General features: G+C 41.6%; 18 protein-coding genes. 14 read left to right on the top strand and 4 right to left on the bottom strand.

Annotated features, from left to right (window positions below; genetic code table 11):
- Positions 1-387: 387 nt before the first annotated feature.
- A complete protein-coding gene (locus CWB75_RS16810; protein WP_138571256.1) occupies positions 388-1,884 on the top strand; it encodes an NAD(P)H-hydrate dehydratase in 1,497 nt (498 codons plus the stop codon).
- A gap of 56 nt (positions 1,885-1,940) precedes the next feature.
- Here CWB75_RS16810 and rnk read toward each other — a convergent pair whose 3' ends face one another.
- The 4 genes from rnk to CWB75_RS16830 form a co-directional block, all read right to left on the bottom strand.
- Complete coding sequence (gene rnk, locus CWB75_RS16815; protein ID WP_138571257.1) at positions 1,941-2,354, bottom strand: nucleoside diphosphate kinase regulator; 414 nt, start codon at positions 2,352-2,354, stop codon at positions 1,941-1,943.
- Positions 2,355-2,529: 175 nt separating this feature from the next.
- On the bottom strand, positions 2,530-4,179 hold the full coding sequence (gene groL / locus CWB75_RS16820; RefSeq protein WP_054202663.1) for a chaperonin GroEL: 1,650 nt from the start codon (positions 4,177-4,179) through the stop codon (positions 2,530-2,532).
- 49 nt (positions 4,180-4,228) lie between these two features.
- Entirely contained in the window at positions 4,229-4,516 is a 288-nt protein-coding gene (locus tag CWB75_RS16825; protein ID WP_008113511.1) for a co-chaperone GroES, read from the bottom strand.
- 109 nt (positions 4,517-4,625) lie between these two features.
- Entirely contained in the window at positions 4,626-5,105 is a 480-nt protein-coding gene (locus CWB75_RS16830) for an FxsA family protein (RefSeq protein ID WP_010391671.1), read from the bottom strand.
- Between the two features lie 240 nt (positions 5,106-5,345).
- On the opposite strand from CWB75_RS16830, the gene cutA reads away from it, so the two are divergent.
- The 13 genes from cutA to hflC all read left to right on the top strand — a co-directional run bounded on the left by cutA (position 5,346) and on the right by hflC (position 18,577).
- Positions 5,346-5,666 (top strand): divalent-cation tolerance protein CutA, encoded by a 321-nt coding sequence (gene cutA, locus CWB75_RS16835; protein WP_010391672.1) that lies wholly within the window; start codon positions 5,346-5,348, stop codon positions 5,664-5,666.
- Positions 5,666-7,471 (top strand): protein-disulfide reductase DsbD, encoded by a 1,806-nt coding sequence (locus tag CWB75_RS16840; RefSeq protein WP_138571258.1) that lies wholly within the window; start codon positions 5,666-5,668, stop codon positions 7,469-7,471. Before cutA ends, CWB75_RS16840 begins: the two co-directional genes overlap by 1 nt.
- Before the next feature lie 229 nt (positions 7,472-7,700).
- Positions 7,701-8,153: a type II 3-dehydroquinate dehydratase gene (gene aroQ / locus CWB75_RS16845; protein ID WP_010391676.1), complete on the top strand. Its 453-nt coding sequence runs from the start codon at positions 7,701-7,703 to the stop codon at positions 8,151-8,153.
- A 33-nt stretch (positions 8,154-8,186) separates the two neighbouring features.
- On the top strand, positions 8,187-8,654 hold the full coding sequence (gene accB / locus CWB75_RS16850; protein ID WP_054202660.1) for an acetyl-CoA carboxylase biotin carboxyl carrier protein: 468 nt from the start codon (positions 8,187-8,189) through the stop codon (positions 8,652-8,654).
- A gap of 26 nt (positions 8,655-8,680) precedes the next feature.
- Positions 8,681-10,021, top strand: a complete 1,341-nt coding sequence (accC, locus tag CWB75_RS16855; RefSeq protein WP_013466031.1) for an acetyl-CoA carboxylase biotin carboxylase subunit — start codon at positions 8,681-8,683, stop codon at positions 10,019-10,021.
- Positions 10,022-10,147: 126 nt separating this feature from the next.
- The gene (tsaE, locus tag CWB75_RS16860; protein ID WP_013466030.1) at positions 10,148-10,615 is read left to right on the top strand and encodes a tRNA (adenosine(37)-N6)-threonylcarbamoyltransferase complex ATPase subunit type 1 TsaE; all 468 of its coding nucleotides are present in this window, start codon (positions 10,148-10,150) and stop codon (positions 10,613-10,615) included.
- 28 nt (positions 10,616-10,643) lie between these two features.
- Positions 10,644-11,987, top strand: coding sequence for an N-acetylmuramoyl-L-alanine amidase (locus CWB75_RS16865; protein ID WP_024601933.1), 1,344 nt, complete (start codon positions 10,644-10,646; stop codon positions 11,985-11,987).
- A 30-nt stretch (positions 11,988-12,017) separates the two neighbouring features.
- Positions 12,018-13,844, top strand: a complete 1,827-nt coding sequence (gene mutL, locus CWB75_RS16870) for a DNA mismatch repair endonuclease MutL (protein WP_138571259.1) — start codon at positions 12,018-12,020, stop codon at positions 13,842-13,844.
- Positions 13,845-13,854: 10 nt separating this feature from the next.
- Positions 13,855-14,772: a tRNA (adenosine(37)-N6)-dimethylallyltransferase MiaA gene (gene miaA, locus CWB75_RS16875; RefSeq protein WP_054202670.1), complete on the top strand. Its 918-nt coding sequence runs from the start codon at positions 13,855-13,857 to the stop codon at positions 14,770-14,772.
- 81 nt (positions 14,773-14,853) lie between these two features.
- Positions 14,854-15,117: an RNA chaperone Hfq gene (gene hfq, locus CWB75_RS16880; protein WP_008113494.1), complete on the top strand. Its 264-nt coding sequence runs from the start codon at positions 14,854-14,856 to the stop codon at positions 15,115-15,117.
- A 16-nt stretch (positions 15,118-15,133) separates the two neighbouring features.
- The gene (gene hflX / locus CWB75_RS16885) at positions 15,134-16,417 is read left to right on the top strand and encodes a ribosome rescue GTPase HflX (protein WP_010391685.1); all 1,284 of its coding nucleotides are present in this window, start codon (positions 15,134-15,136) and stop codon (positions 16,415-16,417) included.
- A gap of 106 nt (positions 16,418-16,523) precedes the next feature.
- Positions 16,524-17,693, top strand: coding sequence for an FtsH protease activity modulator HflK (gene hflK / locus CWB75_RS16890; protein ID WP_010391686.1), 1,170 nt, complete (start codon positions 16,524-16,526; stop codon positions 17,691-17,693).
- A 5-nt stretch (positions 17,694-17,698) separates the two neighbouring features.
- Positions 17,699-18,577 carry a protease modulator HflC gene (hflC, locus tag CWB75_RS16895; RefSeq protein ID WP_010391687.1) on the top strand — a complete coding sequence of 293 codons (879 nt, stop codon included), beginning with the start codon at positions 17,699-17,701 and terminating at the stop codon, positions 18,575-18,577.
- Positions 18,578-18,634 lie beyond the last annotated feature (57 nt).

Below are 18,634 nucleotides of genomic sequence, written 5' to 3' on the forward strand. Positions count from 1 at the left end.
ACGTCTGCAGAAAAGTGAAAAGCACACACTCACCCAGCACTATCACGTAGGTTGGGCGAGCGAAGCGACTCCCGGCGAATAAAGAAGAGTCTAGCATTAATTATGTACTCTCTAGCGCTGTGGGTAGTACAACATTCTACTGTGCTGTCGCTTCGAAGTAGCACACCGACTCCAAATGTAAGAGAAGTGCAAAGCATCCGGCTTTAGGTAAAATAAGCCCTGCTTTACGCTGACCTCCTATTAACTTCTCTTGTATGGTTATCCTCGTTATATAAAATTAATAGCTCCTTAAATAAAGCCTTATAGATTACATAACTATGTTTTACTTGAAAAAGAATTTATAAAGCCCAAAATGAAATTAAGTATTCTTATTAAATTGAGCTGTTTATGTCATTACTACTAACGCCACCTAAGTGCGAGCAATTGACCTATTTGTCAAAACAAATAAAAGGGTATGAAGAACAAGCAGTCCATACTACCGGCGCAGACCTTTACACGCTGATGCAGCGTGCCGCGGAGGCTGTTTTTTGCTGTTGGAAAACCTTTAATGCAAAACAAACGTTAGTTATTACAGGTAATGGAAATAATGCTGGAGATGGTTATGAGGTAGCTCGGTTAATCAAACAAGCAGATCGGCATGTAGTTGTTTGCGCGATTAATCCGAATAAAGCCTTATCCGGAGATGCAGCAAAAGCACAAAAGCAATGGATTGATGCCGGTGGTGAAATTTGTAACTTTAGCGCTGATGCACTCGATGAGTGTGATGTGATAATTGATGCATTACTCGGCACTGGTCTTGAGAATACGGTACGCGATAATGTTGCTACTATTATTAAAGCGGTAAATGAAAGCACTAAACCTATACTGAGTATTGATGTGCCGTCAGGTATTAATGCAGATACAGGCTGTCCTCAAGGAACAGCCATTATGGCCACCAAAACAATGACATTAGTTGGGATAAAGCAAGGGCTCACCACGGCTAAAGGAAAGCAGCATGCCGGGCAGTTGTATTTCGATGAGTTAGGTATTGGCGAGCAATTTATGAAATTAGCCACCCCTTCTGCTCAGATTATCAATATAGACAGCTTTAAACCTTTGCCTGAGCGCTCAGTGAGTAGCCATAAAGGTAGTCATGGAAAGTTATTATGTATAGGAGGAAACCACGGCTCTGCAGGAGCTATTAGATTAAGTGCTGAAAGTGGATTAAGGTCTGGTGCTGGAATGGTAAAAGTGTATACCCATGAACATGCCGTTTTACCTGTGAGCATCGGGCGACCAGAGCTTATGGTAACTAGTGAACACTTGGATGATGCCCTAGCATGGTCAACGTGTGTAGTTATCGGTCCAGGTTTAGGCCAAGATGAATGGGCCCAAAAAACCTTTGATCAGGCAATCCGTTATTGCCAGCAAAACAATATCCCTACTGTTATTGATGCAGACGCCTTAAACTTATTAGCTAAGCAATCATCTTCTCATAAATTAAATAATACCGTGCTAACGCCTCATCCTGCAGAGGCTGCACGGTTATTAAACTTAACTACCTCTGAGGTTGAGTCTGATCGTTTTTATTATGCTCGACAATGTGCGATCAACTTCGCAGCGACCTCTATTTTAAAGGGCGCAGGTACGCTAATCGATAATACCGAGCATACTTGGATATGTGAAAATGGTAACCCTGGTTTGGCTGTAGGAGGAAGTGGTGATGTGCTTAGTGGTATAATTGGGGCGTTAATGGCTCAAGGATTAAATACCAGTGAGGCAGCATGTTATGGCGTTGTGTTACATGCAAAGGCGGGTGATAGAGCCTGTGAACAATCAGGGCAAAGAGGAATGTTAGCCAGTGACTTATTTGCGCATGTAAGAGCACTGCTCAATCATAAATAGTAAAAGCAGCAGTGACTGGCTGTGCTAGCTAATGTCTTCGCTGCTTGTTTTGGCTACTATCTGTGAAGCTCACCAGCTCTTTCAGGCTGATAAGTAACTTCTTTGATGGTTACTGTTACTAATCCACCGCCAGGCTTTGGCCATTCAATTTGATCTCCTTGTGAAAGGCCAAGTAATGCACTACCTACAGGGGCTAAGATTGATATTTTGTCGCCAATTGAGTCAATATTTTTTGGGTAAACAAGCGTTAAAGTAAACTCTTCGCCTGTAGATTCAACAACAAAGTTCACAGTTGAATTCATGGTTACCACGGTTGCGGGAATTTCGTGCGGCTCAACTATGCTGGCTCGTGCAAGTTCTGCTTCAAGCTCTTTTTCACCCGCAAAGCTGTTTGCAGGCAACGACTCCATCAGTGCATACAACCTATCTGCATCCAGCGATGAAATGACAATTTCAGGTTTTGTATTCAACTTAATATCCTTAATCATGTTAAATAAAATTTACTCTGGTATAGCTTGCAGGAACTCAGTTGTATTGGAATACACTGAGTTAATTTTATTGTTGTTTAGTGAATTTATTTTATTTCTATTGCTAAAAACCCAGCCGAAGCTGGGTTTTTATTTGAGCTAAGTGTTTAGGGGATGATTACATCATGCCGCCCATTCCACCCATGCCGCCCATGCCACCCATATCAGGTGCACCAGCTGCTTCTTCTTTAGGAATTTCAGCAACCATAGCCTCTGTAGTGATCATTAGACCAGCAATCGATCCTGCAAATTGTAATGCAGAGCGCGTTACTTTCGTTGGATCTAGGATACCCATTTCAATCATGTCGCTGTATTCGCCAGTGGCTGCATTGTAACCGTAGTTACCTTCTCCGCCTTTAACTGCGTTAATAACAACTGATGCTTCATCGCCTGCGTTTGTAACGATTTGACGAAGTGGTGCTTCCATCGCACGAAGTGCCACTTTAATACCGTGGTTTTGGTCTTCATTGTCGCCAAGTAGCTCAACTAGCTTGCTAGCAGCACGTACTAATGCAACACCACCACCTGGTACTACACCTTCTTCAACCGCTGCGCGAGTTGCATGTAATGCATCTTCAACACGGTCTTTTTTCTCTTTCATTTCAATTTCAGTAGCGGCACCTACTTTGATTACAGCAACACCGCCAGCTAACTTAGCCATGCGCTCTTGTAGCTTTTCTTTATCGTAGTCAGAAGTCGCTTCTTCAATTTGTGCTTTGATTTGAGCAACACGACCGTTGATACCGTCTTCTTCACCAGCACCATCAATGATTGTTGTATCATCTTTAGTGATTACTACGCGCTTAGCTGTACCTAAGTCTTCAACTGTTGCTTTTTCAAGTTCAAGGCCGATTTCTTCAGAAATTACAGTACCGCCAGTTAATACCGCGATATCCTGTAGCATTGCTTTACGACGATCGCCAAAGCCAGGTGCTTTAACCGCTGATACTTTTACAATACCACGCATGTTATTCACTACTAGTGTCGCTAACGCTTCACCTTCAAGGTCTTCTGCGATGATTAGTAGAGGCTTGCTTGCTTTTGCAACCGCTTCTAATGTTGGTAATAATTCACGGATGTTAGATATTTTTTTATCTACAAGTAAGATAAATGGGTTATCTAGTTCAACTGCGCCTTTTTCAGCGTTGTTGATGAAGTATGGAGATAAGTAACCACGGTCAAACTGCATGCCTTCTACAACATCTAGTTCGTTTTCAAGTGATTGACCTTCTTCAACCGTGATAACACCAGTATTACGGCCTACTTTTTCCATTGCATCAGCAATGATTTCACCAATCTCTTTATCAGAGTTAGCTGAAATAGTACCTACTTGTGCAATTGCTTTAGTATCAGAACATGGAACAGAAAGAGCTTTAAGTTCTGCTGTTGCAGCAATGATTGCTTTATCAATACCGCGCTTAAGATCCATTGGGTTCATACCCGCAGCAACCGCTTTAAGGCCTTCGTTAACAATAGATTGAGCAAGCACAGTTGCGGTAGTGGTACCGTCACCAGCAGCATCATTTGCTTTAGACGCTACTTCTTTAACCATTTGTGCGCCCATGTTTTCAAACTTGTCTTCAAGTTCGATTTCTTTAGCTACAGATACACCATCTTTAGTGATTACTGGGGAGCCAAATGATTTGTCTAGTACAACGTTACGACCTTTAGGGCCCAATGTTACTTTTACTGCGTTTGCTAAAATGTTTACGCCAGTTAGCATTTTTGCACGTGCGTCGCCTGCAAACAGTACTTCTTTTGCTGCCATGTTTAATTTCCTCTAAATTCTTAAAATGTGTGTTAAACGAAAAGTAGGTTTAGCCTACAATGCCTAAAATATTATCTTCACGCATGATCAGGTATTCTTGACCTTCGATCTTTTCAGTTTTTTCAACATATGAGCCAAATAACACAGTGTCACCGGCTTTCACTTCTAACGCGCGAACGTCACCGTTTTCTAAAACGCGACCATTACCTACGGCAACAACTTCTCCACGAGTTGATTTTTCAGCTGCAGAGCCAGTTAATACAATACCGCCAGCAGACTTGGTTTCTTCTTCTAGACGCTTGATGATTACGCGATCTTGTAAAGGACGAATGTTCATGTTTTTAGTTCTCCTAACAGTTTCTGAACAGTACAGAAAAAAGTGTATCTAATTTGCTTTCATTAATGGGGGTAGAGTGAAAAATTCCAAGAGAAAAAATGATAAATTTTTAATCTTTTCGCTCGTATTCACCATCTATAGTATTGGGACGGTTTTCATCTTGCTCATGATGCATTGATTGATGAGGTTGTGAAAATCCTGAAGTACCTGTTTGATGCATACTCGCGCTCATTCTCACCGTTGCTTGGCTGGCAAGCCCTGCGGCTAATTTATTGCGAATAGCTGGAGTAAGAAGCAGTAGGCCAAATACATCCGTCATAATGCCGGGTGTTAGTAAAAGTACGCCAGCAATAATCACACAAATACCCGTAAACAACTCTTTAGCCGGCATTTGCCCTTGAGCCATTTGCACTTGTACGTTTTGTAGTGCGCCCATTCCTTGCTGTTTCACCATTTTCGCACCCACAATCGCGGTTAGTACCACTAAAGCAATTGTTGCGAAGCCACCTATCACGTCACTAACCTGAATTAGTAAGGCAATTTCAATAATTGGGATGATGATAAACAGCAAAAATAAAATTCTAAACATAAGACTCTCTAAAAAAATGACACTTATTAAGGTGCTAATGAAATATAAGTGAGGGTTGTCGGGTCTATTTTCAAGCTAATAAGAGTAAGTAATAAACTTTAATGTTAGTAAAGTTACAGGTGGCGGGTCTAAATCAATTTACTACAAAGACCCAAAATGTAGACAGAGTTCGTGTCTACACATTACACCCGCTATCAGCTACTATGGGGCTAGACCCCCGTAAACAAGTAAAGGTTCACTATGACAACGCAATTTAAACTTATTTTTACCACTTGCAAAGATAACGATGAAGCCCGTTTATTAGCTATGGCGCTAATAGAAAAGAAACTAGCCGCTTGTGTAAATATTTTACCGGCCATGAGTTCTATTTACATATGGGAAGGTGAAGTAGCTGAAGCAACAGAAGTGAAGCTACTAATTAAAACCAAAGCTGACAAAATGAACGATGTGTTTTTAACCTTAAAAGATCTTCACAGCTACGAAGTACCAGAAATACAAGTTGTTGATGTGGCAACGGGTAACTTGGCTTACTTTAATTGGATGGATGAGGTACTTCATTAATGCGCTTTATTTTATTTTTTTTATTAAGTGTTTTAATGGCGCCTGCTTGGGCAACACAAAATACCCTTGAAGATTTTCTCAAACCTACTCAACATACATTTTTACCAGTCAATGAAGCGTTTGTATTTGATTTTGACCAGCAAGGCAGTACGTTATTTGTTGGTTGGGATATCGCTGATGACTATTATCTATATAAAGACAAAATAGAAATTATTGCCAAAGGTGCCAGCATTGACGTGCCTGAGTTGGGCTCTGGTGAAATAATTGAAGATGAGTTTTTTGGCAAAACTGAGGTGTTTTTTAATTCTATCAGCGTTATTAGCAAGTTGAGTAATGTCAGTGAAGATGGCGTTGTTAAGGTGCGTTATCAAGGTTGTGCAAAAGCAGGGCTGTGTTATCCACCTGAAATCATCAGCATTCCATTAAGTGTACTGGCAAGTGAAACTAATACTAATGAAAATACAGCAGCAAGTAGTGCATTTGCGGCACTTAGCCAACCTGTAGAAAAACCTGTTACTACAGCAACACCCGAGAAAGAGCTCACCTTTACAGAGCAGTTAGCCAGCCAAAGCTTAATGGTTAATTTAGCTATATTTTTTGCTGTGGGCGTAGGTTTGGCATTTACACCCTGTGTATTTCCGATGTTTCCTATTTTATCTAGCTTAATTGCGGGTCAAAAGAACCTGTCTACCAAAAAAGCATTTGCCCTATCATTTGTTTATATTCAAGGTATGGCGGTTACCTATGCCGCATTGGGGTTAGTGGTTGCTGCATTAGGCGGACAAGTACAAGGTTACTTACAGCACCCATATGTATTGATAAGTTTTAGCTTATTGTTTGTGTTGTTGGCTATGTCGATGTTCGGTTGGTACGAAATAAAGTTACCCAGCGGCATGATGAACAAGCTAACCCAAGTGAGTAACAATCAAAAAGGCGGTAACTACATTGGAGTATTCCTGATGGGGGTTTTATCAGGGCTTATTGCATCACCTTGTACCACTGCGCCTTTATCAGCCGCATTATTATTTGTGGCACAAAGCGGCGATTACTTAGTCGGTGGACTAACGCTTTATGTACTTAGCCTAGGAATGGGTTTACCGTTGTTACTCCTTGGTACATCGGGAGGTAAGTTATTACCGAAAGCTGGCGGATGGATGGAACAAGTTAAGACCTTATTTGGTTTTATTATGTTAGTTGTGCCACTTATTTTGTTAGAGCGAATTATCGATATCGAGATAATTTTACTATTAGCAGGTCTATTAGCTATCGCCACAGCGCTTTATTTTCATCATTGGCAAAGCGCCCAAGCACAAGGTAAATTAAAAACCTTATTGTGGGTTATTGCTGTTTTATTAGTGCTTACGGGCTTTAATTTAACCAAAAATTATTTTTGGCCAACACAAAACGTGAGCTTGCAAACAACCACGCAAAGCAATGAGTTTAAGCACGTTGCTAACTTAGCCGAGTTGAAGCAAGCAGTTTCACAAGCAAATAGTGAGGGTCGTATGGTAATGGTGGACTTATACGCTGACTGGTGTGTAGCGTGTAAAGAGTTTGAGCATTACACATTTCCTGACCCGCAAGTGCAAAGTGAGTTTAGCCATTATCAACTGATTCAAATTGACTTAACCCAAAGCGATAATGAAACAATTGAGCTAATGGAAGCATATTCAGTGTTTGGTTTACCGAGTATTTTATTCTTCAATACTCAAGGTGAAGAGTTAAGTACACAACGTGTAACTGGCTTTTTAAATGCAGATGATTTTGCTAAGCACCTAGCTGCAGTGCGTGCCAGCGCTGAATAACCATTCTTTATGGCACAACATGATTGGTAATGTTGTGCCACTATTCTCCCCTTAAGATAGTCCCCGAAATAGAGATTAGACCAGTATTTTGCTGCTATTTACTTCGAAATCACTATAATAGTTGGTTAACGTGAGAAATTGTTGCTATCTTACTTTTTTCTGCTTACTTTTTAGAGAAAAACTAGTTGGTAACCGCTTAACTCATTACTTATAGGATATATCGCGTATTATGGCTGCAAAATTAAAGATTTTAGTTATAAATGGCCCAAATTTAAACATGCTAGGAAAGCGTGAACCTGATAAGTACGGTTCGCATTCTTTAGAGCATATTGTGAGCGAGTTAAACAGCGCTGCTAATAGTTTAGGTGTGGAGTTAACGCATTTTCAAAGTAATAGTGAACAAGCGCTCATTGAACGCATTCATGATGCTTGGCAAGCGGTTGATTACATAATAATTAACCCTGCAGCATTTACGCACACAAGCGTCGCATTACGTGATGCATTGCTAAGCGTTGATATTCCGTTTTTTGAAGTGCACTTAAGTAATGTGCATGCACGTGAAACGTTTCGCCATCATTCTTATTTTTCTGATGTGGCGCAAGGCGTTATTTGTGGATTAGGTGCAATGGGTTATCACGCTGCTTTAAATGCAGCTGTCAGCCGATTGCAAAACTCAAACTAAATTTAAACTAACAAACTAATAGGCGGGCCGTTTATGGATATTCGCAAGATCAAAAAACTAATTGAATTAGTAGAAGAATCAGGTATTGCAGAACTAGAAATCACTGAAGGTGAAGAATCAGTACGTATTAACCGTAATAACATGAGTGCCGGTCCTGCGTATGCGCAATTCGCACCTCAGCAATACGCCCCAGCAGCACCTGCTCCAGCCGCGGCTGCACCATCAGCACCTGCAGCCGTAGAGTCTGAAGCACCTGCAGGCCCTACAGGTCATCAAGTTAAATCACCTATGGTAGGTTCTTTTTATGCAGCAGCTTCTCCAGAAGCACCAGCATATGTTGAAGTGGGCTCTCAGGTTAAAGTTGGCGACACGCTATGTATCGTTGAAGCAATGAAAATGATGAACCAAATTGAGTCAGATAAAGCCGGTACAGTAAAAGCTATCTTAGTAGAAAACGGCGAGCCAGTAGAATTTGATCAACCTTTATTCATCATTGAATAATAGCGCAACGTAAAAGGCCAACTCTCATGTTAGATAAAGTAGTCATTGCAAACCGAGGTGAAATTGCACTTCGTATATTGCGCGCCTGCAAAGAGCTTGGGATCAAAACGGTTGCTGTGCATTCAACGGCGGATCGCGATCTTAAGCACGTATTACTAGCAGATGAAACCATCTGTATTGGTAAACCAGCAGCAACTGAAAGTTACTTAGACATTCCACGCATTATTGCCGCAGCAGAAATTACTGATGCGGTCGCTATCCATCCTGGTTATGGTTTTCTTGCTGAAAATGCCGACTTTGCAGACCAAGTTGAGCAAAGTGGCTTTGTTTTTATCGGTCCTCGTGGCGATACTATTCGTCTAATGGGCGATAAAGTATCGGCAATCGAAGCGATGCGTAAAGCGGGTGTTCCATGTGTGCCAGGTTCTGATGGTCCGGTATCGGATGATAAAGAACGCAACATGCAAATTGCTAAACGTATTGGTTACCCGGTAATTATTAAAGCAGCTGGCGGCGGCGGTGGTCGTGGTATGCGTGTTGTACGCAACGAGGCTGAGTTAATCAACTCGATTGCGCTTACGCAACAAGAAGCTAAGCAGTTCTTTGGCAACAGCATGGTTTACATGGAAAAATTCCTTGAAAACCCACGCCACATTGAAGTGCAAGTATTGGCCGACGGTCAAGGCAATGCGGTTCATCTAGGTGAGCGTGATTGTTCAATGCAACGTCGCCACCAAAAAGTAGTGGAAGAGGCGCCAGCACCAGGGATTACTGCAGAAGTACGTAAGTTCATTGGTGAGCGTTGTACACGTGCGTGTATCGAAATTGGTTATCGTGGTGCAGGTACGTTTGAGTTTTTATACGAAAACGGCGAGTTTTACTTCATTGAAATGAATACCCGTATTCAGGTTGAACACCCAGTGACTGAAATGGTTACCGGTGTGGATTTAATCAAAGAGCAGCTAAAAATTGCCGCTGGTCAGCCATTATCATTCACTCAAGACGACGTTGTTATTCGTGGCCACGCTATTGAGTGTCGTATTAATGCTGAAGACCCTGAAACCTTTATTCCATCACCAGGTAAGATTACCCGTTTTCATCCAGCTGGTGGTTTAGGTATTCGTTGGGACAGCCATATTTATGCTGATTACACGGTACCGCCACATTACGATTCTATGATTGGTAAGCTGATCACTTACGGTGAAAACCGTGATGTTGCTATTGCTCGCGCTCGTAATGCATTGAATGAGTTGGTAATCGACGGTATTAAAACGAATACGCCATTGCATAAACGCATTCTTGCAGATGAAAACTTCAAAAACGGTGGTACAAATATCCACTACCTTGAGAAGAAATTAGGGCTGTAAAGTCTATGCTAATTAAAAACCGGCTCAGGCCGGTTTTTTTATCTTTAAAAAAGAGGCAGTATCACCTTAAATAAATAATCTGGTATGATTAACAAATATGCGCTTTTCGTAAATTTTGAGGTAATCATGTCGTGTAGTTTTGATTTTCATTTAGTCGATGAAAATGCCACTGTTGCTATGGGTAATAAATTAGCTGCCATAATAGAACAGGGCGCAGTTATTTATTTGCATGGTGATTTGGGGGCCGGTAAAACGACATTTACTCGCGGTATAGTGCAAGGTTTTGGTCATACAGGTAAGGTTAAAAGTCCCACTTATACACTTGTTGAACCTTACGAGCTTGTGCGTGGCAATGTCTATCATTTTGACTTATACCGATTAGGTGACCCAGAAGAGCTTGAATTTATGGGAATTCGTGATTATTTTTCAGAAACGGCAACTTGTATTGTTGAGTGGCCGGAAAAAGGCGGAGAATTTATTCCTGTTCCCGATCTAAATGCTACGCTAAGTTATGTAGGTGATGAGCGTAAAATTGTTATTAACAGTGCTAGTGAGCGTGGTGTAGCAATTGTCGAAAAACTAAATAATAGATAATAAAATAGTTAAGGCAGTGATTATCAAAATGAGTCGTGGTTTAGTTAAACTTTTTATTTACCTCATGGTTTTTACAGTGAGCTTGCCATTGTGGGCGCAAAACACTATTAATAGTGTGCGTGTCTGGCCATCCCCTGATAGCACCCGGGTGGTGTTTGATCTCGACGATAAACCCGATTTCAGCTACTTTATGCTAAAAAATCCAAGCCGTTTAGTGGTTGATTTAGAAAACACTGATGAGTTGAAAACATTGCCAGGTGTGCCACCAAAACACCAAATTGTTAGTAAGTTACGTTACTCGAAACCTAAAAATAAACACAGCGTGCGTTTAGTGTTTGAATTAAATGGGCCAGTTAAACCGGTTATATTTGCACTAGCTCCCACAGGCCCTTATAAAAATAGATTGGTGGTCGATTTATACGATAAAAGCCAAGCTAAAGGTGCAATTACCCCTGCGCAAACGGCGGCTAAAAAACGCCAATTAAGCCAAGAGCGCGATATTGTAATTGCTATTGATGCAGGGCATGGCGGTGAAGACCCTGGATCCATTGGCCCGTCAGGCACTTACGAAAAAGACATTACACTGCAAATTGCCAAGCGTTTAGAGCGGATGATTGATGCTGAGCGAGGCATGATTTCGCGTATGGTTCGCAGTGGCGATTACTTTGTAAAACTCAATACACGTACCAACCGCGCACGTCAGAAAAAAGCAGACTTTTTTGTTTCTATTCATGCAGATGCGTTTACCAGCCCTGGGCCAAATGGTGCTTCTGTATGGGTGTTGTCGCTGCGACGTGCCAATTCAGAAATTGGTAAATGGATTGAGGATAAAGAAAAACACTCTGAGTTACTTGGCGGTGCTGCCGATGTAATTAAAGATGCTGCAAATGAAAAGTACTTAGCGCAAGCCTTGCTTGATATGTCGATGGATCACTCCATGAAAACCGGCTTAAACGTGGCTGAGGAAGTAGTTAAAGAGCTACGAAAGGTGGCTAAACTTCATAAAAAAGAGCCGCAACATGCCAGCCTTGCAGTATTAAAGTCGCCAGATATTCCGTCTATTTTGGTTGAAACTGGGTTTATCTCTAATCCACGTGAAGAGCGACTGCTTAAAAGTGCCAATCATCAAGAGCGCTTAGCTAAAGCCATGTTTACCTCAATTAAAAATTACTATTTACGTAACCCGCCTGACGACTCACTGTTTGCGTCATTAAAGTCTCAATACCCAACAAAACATAAAGTACGTCCTGGTGAGTCACTGAGCATGTTGGCAGGTCGATATGGGGTTAGTATTAGTAAAATAAAACAGGTTAATAAGCTCAGTTCAAATACGCTATTTATTGGCCAGGAACTTGATATTCCTCAGAGTTAATTTTAAAAGCGCACAACATTTAAGGTTTTTATGAGTATTGAAATATTACCTGCGCGCTTGGCAAACCAAATTGCGGCGGGTGAAGTTGTTGAGCGTCCCGCGTCGGTGGTTAAAGAGTTAGTAGAAAATAGCCTAGATGCAGGTGCGACACGTATTCAAATAGATATTGAACGCGGTGGTCATAAGCTGATTCGAATTCGTGATAATGGTTCAGGCATTGCAAAAGAGGAGCTCACATTAGCGCTTTCTCGCCATGCTACCAGTAAACTAAAGTCGCTCGATGACTTAGAAAATATTTGCTCTTTAGGCTTTAGAGGCGAAGCTCTCGCGTCTATTAGCTCGGTATCTCGCTTAACCTTAAGCTCTAAGCCTGAACAGCAAGAAGCCGCTTGGCAAGCCTTTGCGCAAGGCAGAGATATGGCCGTAGAGGTAAAGCCTGTGGCACATCCCAGCGGTACCACAATTGAAGTAAAAGATTTATTTTTTAATACCCCAGCACGGCGTAAGTTTTTACGTACCGAAAAAACTGAGTTTAGCCATATTGATGAGCTTATAAAGCGGATTGCGCTGAGTCGTTTTGACGTATCAATTACGTTAACCCATAACGAAAAAGTGGTGCGGCAGTATCGCGCTAAAACCGATCCTGCTCAAGCGATTACACGAGTTGCCCAAGTGGCGGGTAAAGCGTTTGCAGAACAGGGACTGCATATTCAATCAGGTGAAGCAGGGCTGCAACTACATGGCTGGGTGCTGCCGGTTGGCTCGGCCAATACCACACAGTACACCTATGTAAATAATCGTATGATGCGCGATAAACTTATTTTGCACGCTATTCGCCAAGCATTTGAGGAAGTCAGCGGTGAGCAAGAGTTACCCGGGTTTGTGATTTATATTGATATAGATCCACGTCAAGTGGATGTAAACGTTCATCCTGCTAAACATGAGGTGCGCTTTCATCAAGGGCGCTTAGTACACGACTTTATTTTGCAAGCGGTAAAACAAGTTGTTGTGCCCCTGCAAGCTGAGTTTTCAAACTCCAGTGAAGCTAATGATAATAGCCCACCAGTGGCTGCATTTAATGCACACACTACTACCAGTAGTGAACCGTTTGATTACCCTAAGTCGTCATTACAGCCTAGTCGGTCATCTTCAGCGCATAGCACAACTTATAGTGCTGCAACTCAAGGTACAGGTAATCAACAACGTGCTGAAAGTCGAAATTACCATGACGTAAATGCGTTTTATCAAGGTGTGAGTGAGCAGCAAGCACATCACTTTGATAATCCAGCACCATTTGTGCAATCAGATGAGACTCAAGTATCAGATACAGCGCTTCGTACTGTCGATATAATAACCATTGAACAGGGCGCTTGTGTGTTTAATGATGAAAACCAACTTTATTGTTCACACTTTAAATATGCGCTAGCGGATGATTGGCTTGCACAAATTAAGGAGCAAGGCAGCCTTGAGGGCAAAGCATTGTTATTACCCGTACGGGTCAATGTCTCAAAACAAGATACCGAACTGCTGGCTACGCAACAATCATGGTTTACTTTGCTTGGCTTTGAACTTTTAATTGAAAAACAATTTGTTATGGTTAAAAAGTTGCCTGTTTGCTTGTACTTACTTGACGTGAGTACCGCGGTAGATGCCTTACTTGATGGGTGTAAAGCTCAGTTAGAAAGTATTGAACAGTGGCTAGCGTGGCAGGTAAATGTAATACCTACACGGTTCTATGCCAGTAAAGCCTTTGCAGTACAGCAAACTCGCTTACAAAATAATGCGCAAACAATTGAACGTTTACGTGAAAAAGCAGTTAAAATAGATCTAAAGTCTTATCTAGCGCAATTTAATTAGGGTATTCGTGTTGAGTAATTTACCGGTCATATTTTTAATGGGCCCCACCGCTGCTGGTAAAACAGCATTGGCAATTTCACTGTGTGAGCATTTAAATACTGAAATTATCAGCGTTGATTCGGCACTGGTTTATAAAGGTATGGATATTGGTACCGCTAAACCGGATGCCGACGAACTAGCACGTGCACCCCATCACCTAATTGATTTACTCGACCCAAGCGAAACCTATTCAGTAGCTGATTTTAGACGCGATGCGATAGAAAAAATTGATAAATTTCATCAACAAGGTAAAGTGCCTGTACTGGTTGGAGGTACAATGATGTACTTTAAAGCCCTTATTGATGGATTATCCCCTCTACCAGAGGCTGATGAGCAGATAAGAGCTGAGCTTGAAGTACAGGCGAAACAGTACGGTTGGCCACATTTATATCAAGAGCTATTAAAAGTAGATCCACAAGCTGCGAAAAAGATGAGTGAAAATGATTCACAACGAATTAATCGCGCTTTAGAGGTTTACCGTATAACAGGTAAAACAATGACTGAATTGCAAAAGCAAAAACAGCCACCTTTACCCTATACTTTTCATCAATTTGCTATTGCTCCAGATGATCGTAAAGAGTTACATCAGCGAATTGCAGAAAGGTTTAAAATAATGATTGAACAGGGGTTTGAAAAAGAAGTTTCGACCCTATATCTACGTGAGGATTTACATCCCAATATGCCTTCTATTCGTTGTGTAGGTTATAGACAGATGTGGGATTACCTTGCGGGTGAAATAGACCATGATGAAATGGTTTTTCGCGGTATTGCTGCCACTCGTCAATTGGCTAAGCGTCAATTAACGTGGTTAAGAAGTTGGCCTGACGTTACGTGGTTAACAACCGGTGATGAAGAAAACTTGCATCGTGTAGTAAGTTCGCTAAGCTAGTAGTAGCTGGACAAAATTTAGCTTTATTAAATTAGTTCAGCCACTTAATTATAATAACACCTAGAACGAAGGAATAATAACATGGCAAAAGGCCAATCGTTACAAGACCCATTTTTAAATGCATTACGCCGCGAGCGCATTCCAGTATCAATTTTTTTGGTAAATGGCATAAAATTACAAGGTAAAATTCAGTCATTTGACCAATTTGTAATTTTACTGGAAAACACTGTTAATCAAATGGTGTATAAACATGCAATTTCAACAGTTGTACCTGCACGCGCAGTCAACTTCCAAGGTGTACAGGGAAATGAAGACACTGAAGAAACGGAACCAGGAAACTTTTAAATTAGGAGCGTAATGCTTGTTTGACCGCTATGAATCTGGCGAACAGGCAATTTTAGTCCATATCGACCTACCTAAAGATGGGGATCGCGAAGATCTTCATGAATTAGAAATGTTGGTATCTTCTGCTGGTGTTAGTAGTTTGGCGGTTGTGCAAGGCAGCCGTCAAGCACCACATCCCAAACTATTTGTCGGTACCGGCAAAGCGGAAGAAATAGCTGAAATTGTCAAAATCCACAATGCCGATGTTGTCATTTTTAACCATCAGTTGAGCCCGTCTCAAGAACGCAATTTAGAGCGTGTTTGTCAATGTCGGGTACTTGATAGAACAACACTTATTCTTGATATTTTTGCTCAGCGTGCCCGTACTCATGAAGGTAAACTCCAAGTAGAGCTGGCTCAGCTTCGCCACATGTCTACACGTTTAATTCGTGGTTGGACCCACCTTGAGCGTCAAAAAGGGGGGATAGGCTTACGTGGTCCTGGTGAAACGCAGCTAGAAACCGATCGACGTTTATTGCGTGCACGTATTAAAAATATTCGAGCTCGACTTGCTAAAGTCGCTGTACAGCGTGAACAAGGTCGACGTGCTCGTACGCGTAATGAAATTCCAACAGTGTCGCTGGTCGGCTATACCAATGCCGGAAAATCAACACTGTTTAACTATATTACCGATTCAGATGTATATGCAGCCGATCAGCTATTCGCCACACTAGATCCAACACTGCGTAAACTCGATATTGGTGATGTTGGTTCTGTTATTTTAGCCGATACTGTAGGGTTTATTCGACACTTACCGCATGATTTGGTGGCTGCATTTAAAGCAACTCTGACCGAGACGCGTGAAGCCGATTTACAACTGCATGTGATAGATGTAGCTGATCCTCGCCGAAAAGAAAATATTGAACAGGTACAAGAAGTCCTCAAAGAAATTGAAGCCGACGAGGTACCGCAGTTATTAGTTTATAATAAAATTGATGCGCTGGATGAGGTAACGCCACGTATTGATCGTGATGACGAGGGCCAACCTATAAGGGTATGGCTATCTGCAAAAACTGGCGAAGGCTGTGAATTACTTAGTGAAGCTATTAGCGATTTACTCGCTAAGCAAATGCTTAATGAAACGTTATTACTCGCACCACAATATGGGCGTTTAAGAGCATCACTATTTAATTTAAGTGCAGTACACAATGAGCGGTTTGATGAACAAGGTAATTGGTTGCTTGATGTACGATTGCCTATGATTGAGTGGAACCGTTTAATTAAAGATTTTGGCCCTGAAATTGAAAGTTTTATTAGCTGAGATTAAAAACTGCAAGATTAATGTCGGTTTTAGTATAAGAAACGCAGAAGATTTGTTAGATTTAACACAATTTCCGAATTTATTTAGATAACAATGGAGTATAGCTATGGCCTGGAATGAACCGGGTAATAATGGCAATGACAAAGATCCGTGGAATAACAAAGGCGGACGTGATCAAGGCCCACCTGATTTAGACGAGGTGTTCCGTAAATTCAGTAACAAGTTTAACGGCTTATTTGGCGGTAAAAAATCCGGCAATGGTAGCGGTGGTGGACTTGGCGGAGCCGGTATTTCATTTGTACTTATTATCGCTGCAATTGTATGGGCGTTAAGCGGTATTTATACGGTGAAAGAAGCTGAGCGCGGCGTCGTTCTTCAATTTGGTAAGTTTGACCGAATTGCAGATCCTGGCTTGCGTTGGAAAATGACCTTTGTTGAAACGGTTATTCCAGTCGATATCGAAGCTGTTCGCTCGTTATCAGCATCAGGCTTTATGCTAACCGAAGATGAAAACGTAGTAAGCGTTGAATTTGAAGTACAGTATCGAGTAATCGACCCTTACTTATATAAGTTTAGTGTCACTAACGCTGACAGCAGCCTTGAAGAAGCATTAGATAGTGCGCTGCGTTATGTTGTTGGTCATTCAAAAATGGACCAAGTACTGACAAACGGCCGTGAAGTTGTACGTCAAAATACTTGGGATGAGCTAAATCAAATCATCGAACCTTATAACTTAGGTTTAATCGTAACTGACGTTAACTTCAAGGACTCTCGTCCACCAATGGAAGTTAAAGATGCGTTTGATGATGCAATTGCGGCCCAAGAGGATGAACAACGCTTTATTCGTGAAGCAGAAGCGTATGCCCGTGAAATTGAACCGCGTGCGCGTGGTCAAGTGACTCGTATGACGCAAGAAGCTGAAGGTTACCAAGAACGTATTACTTTAGAAGCGCAAGGTGAAGTGGCTCGTTTTGAGAAATTACTTCCAGAATACCAAGCAGCTAAAGAAGTAACACGTGAGCGTTTATACATAGACACGATGCAAGAAGTGCTAGGTAACAGCTCTAAAGTGTTGGTTGATGTTAAAGGCGGCAACAACATGATGTACTTACCACTTGATAAAATCATGGAAAAACAGGGTTCATCAACACGTATTGCTTTACCTAGCTCAAGCGATATAAACGATTTACGTAACAAGGTAAATACGTCACGCAACAGCACTGTTAATAGTGGTAACGATCGCTTTAACAATGATCGCTTTAACGACGGGAGATAAGAGCAATGAAAAACTTTAGTTTAGTAATCCTATTAGCCGCCATTGTGATGTCTTTCTCGTCGGTGTTCGTGGTCTCTGAAGGTCAAAAAGCGATTGTACTTTTATTTAGTAAAGTGCAAAAAGACAGCGACGATGAGGCAGTAGTTTATGGCCCAGGTCTACACTTAAAAGTCCCATTTTTTAGTCAAGTACGTCGTATTGATGCACGTATTCAAACACTAGATGGCACACCGGATCGCTTTGTAACTAGCGAGAAAAAAGACTTAATCGTTGATTCGTTTGTAAAATGGCGCGTAAACGATTTTAGCTCTTTTTACCTGCGTGCACGTGGTGACAAGCAATACGCTGAAACACTGCTTAAGCAAAAAGTAAATAATGGCCTACGTACTAACTTTGGTACGCGTACTATTCGTGAAATTGTATCTGGTGAGCGTAGCGAGCTGATGGAAGAAGCGTTAGTACAAGCATCTGAAAGTGCTAGTGAGCTGGGTATTGAAGTACTTGATGTGCGTGTTAAGCAAATTAACTTACCACAAGAGGTGAGTAGCTCTATTTACCAACGTATGCGCGCTGAGCGTACTGCAGTTGCTAAAGAGCACCGCTCTGAAGGTCAGGAAAAAGCAGAAACAATTCGTGCAGGCGTTGACCGTCGCGTAACAGTAATGCTTGCCGACGCCGAACGTAATGCTCGTTCTGTTCGTGGTCAAGGTGATGCTGACGCTGCTGCGATTTACGCTAGTGCTTACAATAAAGACCCTGAGTTTTTTAGCTTTGTTCGCTCTTTAGAAGCTTATAAGCAAACTTTCAAAGGCAAGCAAGACGTGATGGTGTTATCACCGGATAGCGACTTCTTCCAATACATGAAAGGCGCGAAAGCTCAGTAATCATAGCTTTAGTTAAACTTGAAAGCCCTGCAATTGCAGGGCTTTTTGTTATCTGAA

It is taken from the genome of Pseudoalteromonas sp. S1608 (genome assembly GCF_005887265.1).
GTDB classification, from domain to species: Bacteria; Pseudomonadota; Gammaproteobacteria; order Enterobacterales; family Alteromonadaceae; genus Pseudoalteromonas; species Pseudoalteromonas undina.

Excerpts from the sequence above, each read along its gene's own strand:
- accC (WP_013466031.1), top strand. The coding sequence starts at position 8,681 with ATGTTAGATAAAGTAGTCATTGCAAACCGAGGTGAAATTGCACTTCGT.
- accB (WP_054202660.1), top strand. The coding sequence starts at position 8,187 with ATGGATATTCGCAAGATCAAAAAACTAATTGAATTAGTAGAAGAATCA.
- mutL (WP_138571259.1), top strand. The coding sequence starts at position 12,018 with ATGAGTATTGAAATATTACCTGCGCGCTTGGCAAACCAAATTGCGGCG.
- CWB75_RS16865 (WP_024601933.1), top strand. The coding sequence starts at position 10,644 with ATGAGTCGTGGTTTAGTTAAACTTTTTATTTACCTCATGGTTTTTACA.
- aroQ (WP_010391676.1), top strand. The coding sequence starts at position 7,701 with ATGGCTGCAAAATTAAAGATTTTAGTTATAAATGGCCCAAATTTAAAC.
- tsaE (WP_013466030.1), top strand. The coding sequence starts at position 10,148 with ATGTCGTGTAGTTTTGATTTTCATTTAGTCGATGAAAATGCCACTGTT.
- groL (WP_054202663.1), bottom strand. The coding sequence starts at position 4,179 with ATGGCAGCAAAAGAAGTACTGTTTGCAGGCGACGCACGTGCAAAAATG.
- hflC (WP_010391687.1), top strand. The coding sequence starts at position 17,699 with ATGAAAAACTTTAGTTTAGTAATCCTATTAGCCGCCATTGTGATGTCT.
- hflK (WP_010391686.1), top strand. The coding sequence starts at position 16,524 with ATGGCCTGGAATGAACCGGGTAATAATGGCAATGACAAAGATCCGTGG.
- cutA (WP_010391672.1), top strand. The coding sequence starts at position 5,346 with ATGACAACGCAATTTAAACTTATTTTTACCACTTGCAAAGATAACGAT.
- CWB75_RS16825 (WP_008113511.1), bottom strand. The coding sequence starts at position 4,516 with ATGAACATTCGTCCTTTACAAGATCGCGTAATCATCAAGCGTCTAGAA.
- CWB75_RS16810 (WP_138571256.1), top strand. The coding sequence starts at position 388 with ATGTCATTACTACTAACGCCACCTAAGTGCGAGCAATTGACCTATTTG.
- CWB75_RS16830 (WP_010391671.1), bottom strand. The coding sequence starts at position 5,105 with ATGTTTAGAATTTTATTTTTGCTGTTTATCATCATCCCAATTATTGAA.
- hfq (WP_008113494.1), top strand. The coding sequence starts at position 14,854 with ATGGCAAAAGGCCAATCGTTACAAGACCCATTTTTAAATGCATTACGC.
- CWB75_RS16840 (WP_138571258.1), top strand. The coding sequence starts at position 5,666 with ATGCGCTTTATTTTATTTTTTTTATTAAGTGTTTTAATGGCGCCTGCT.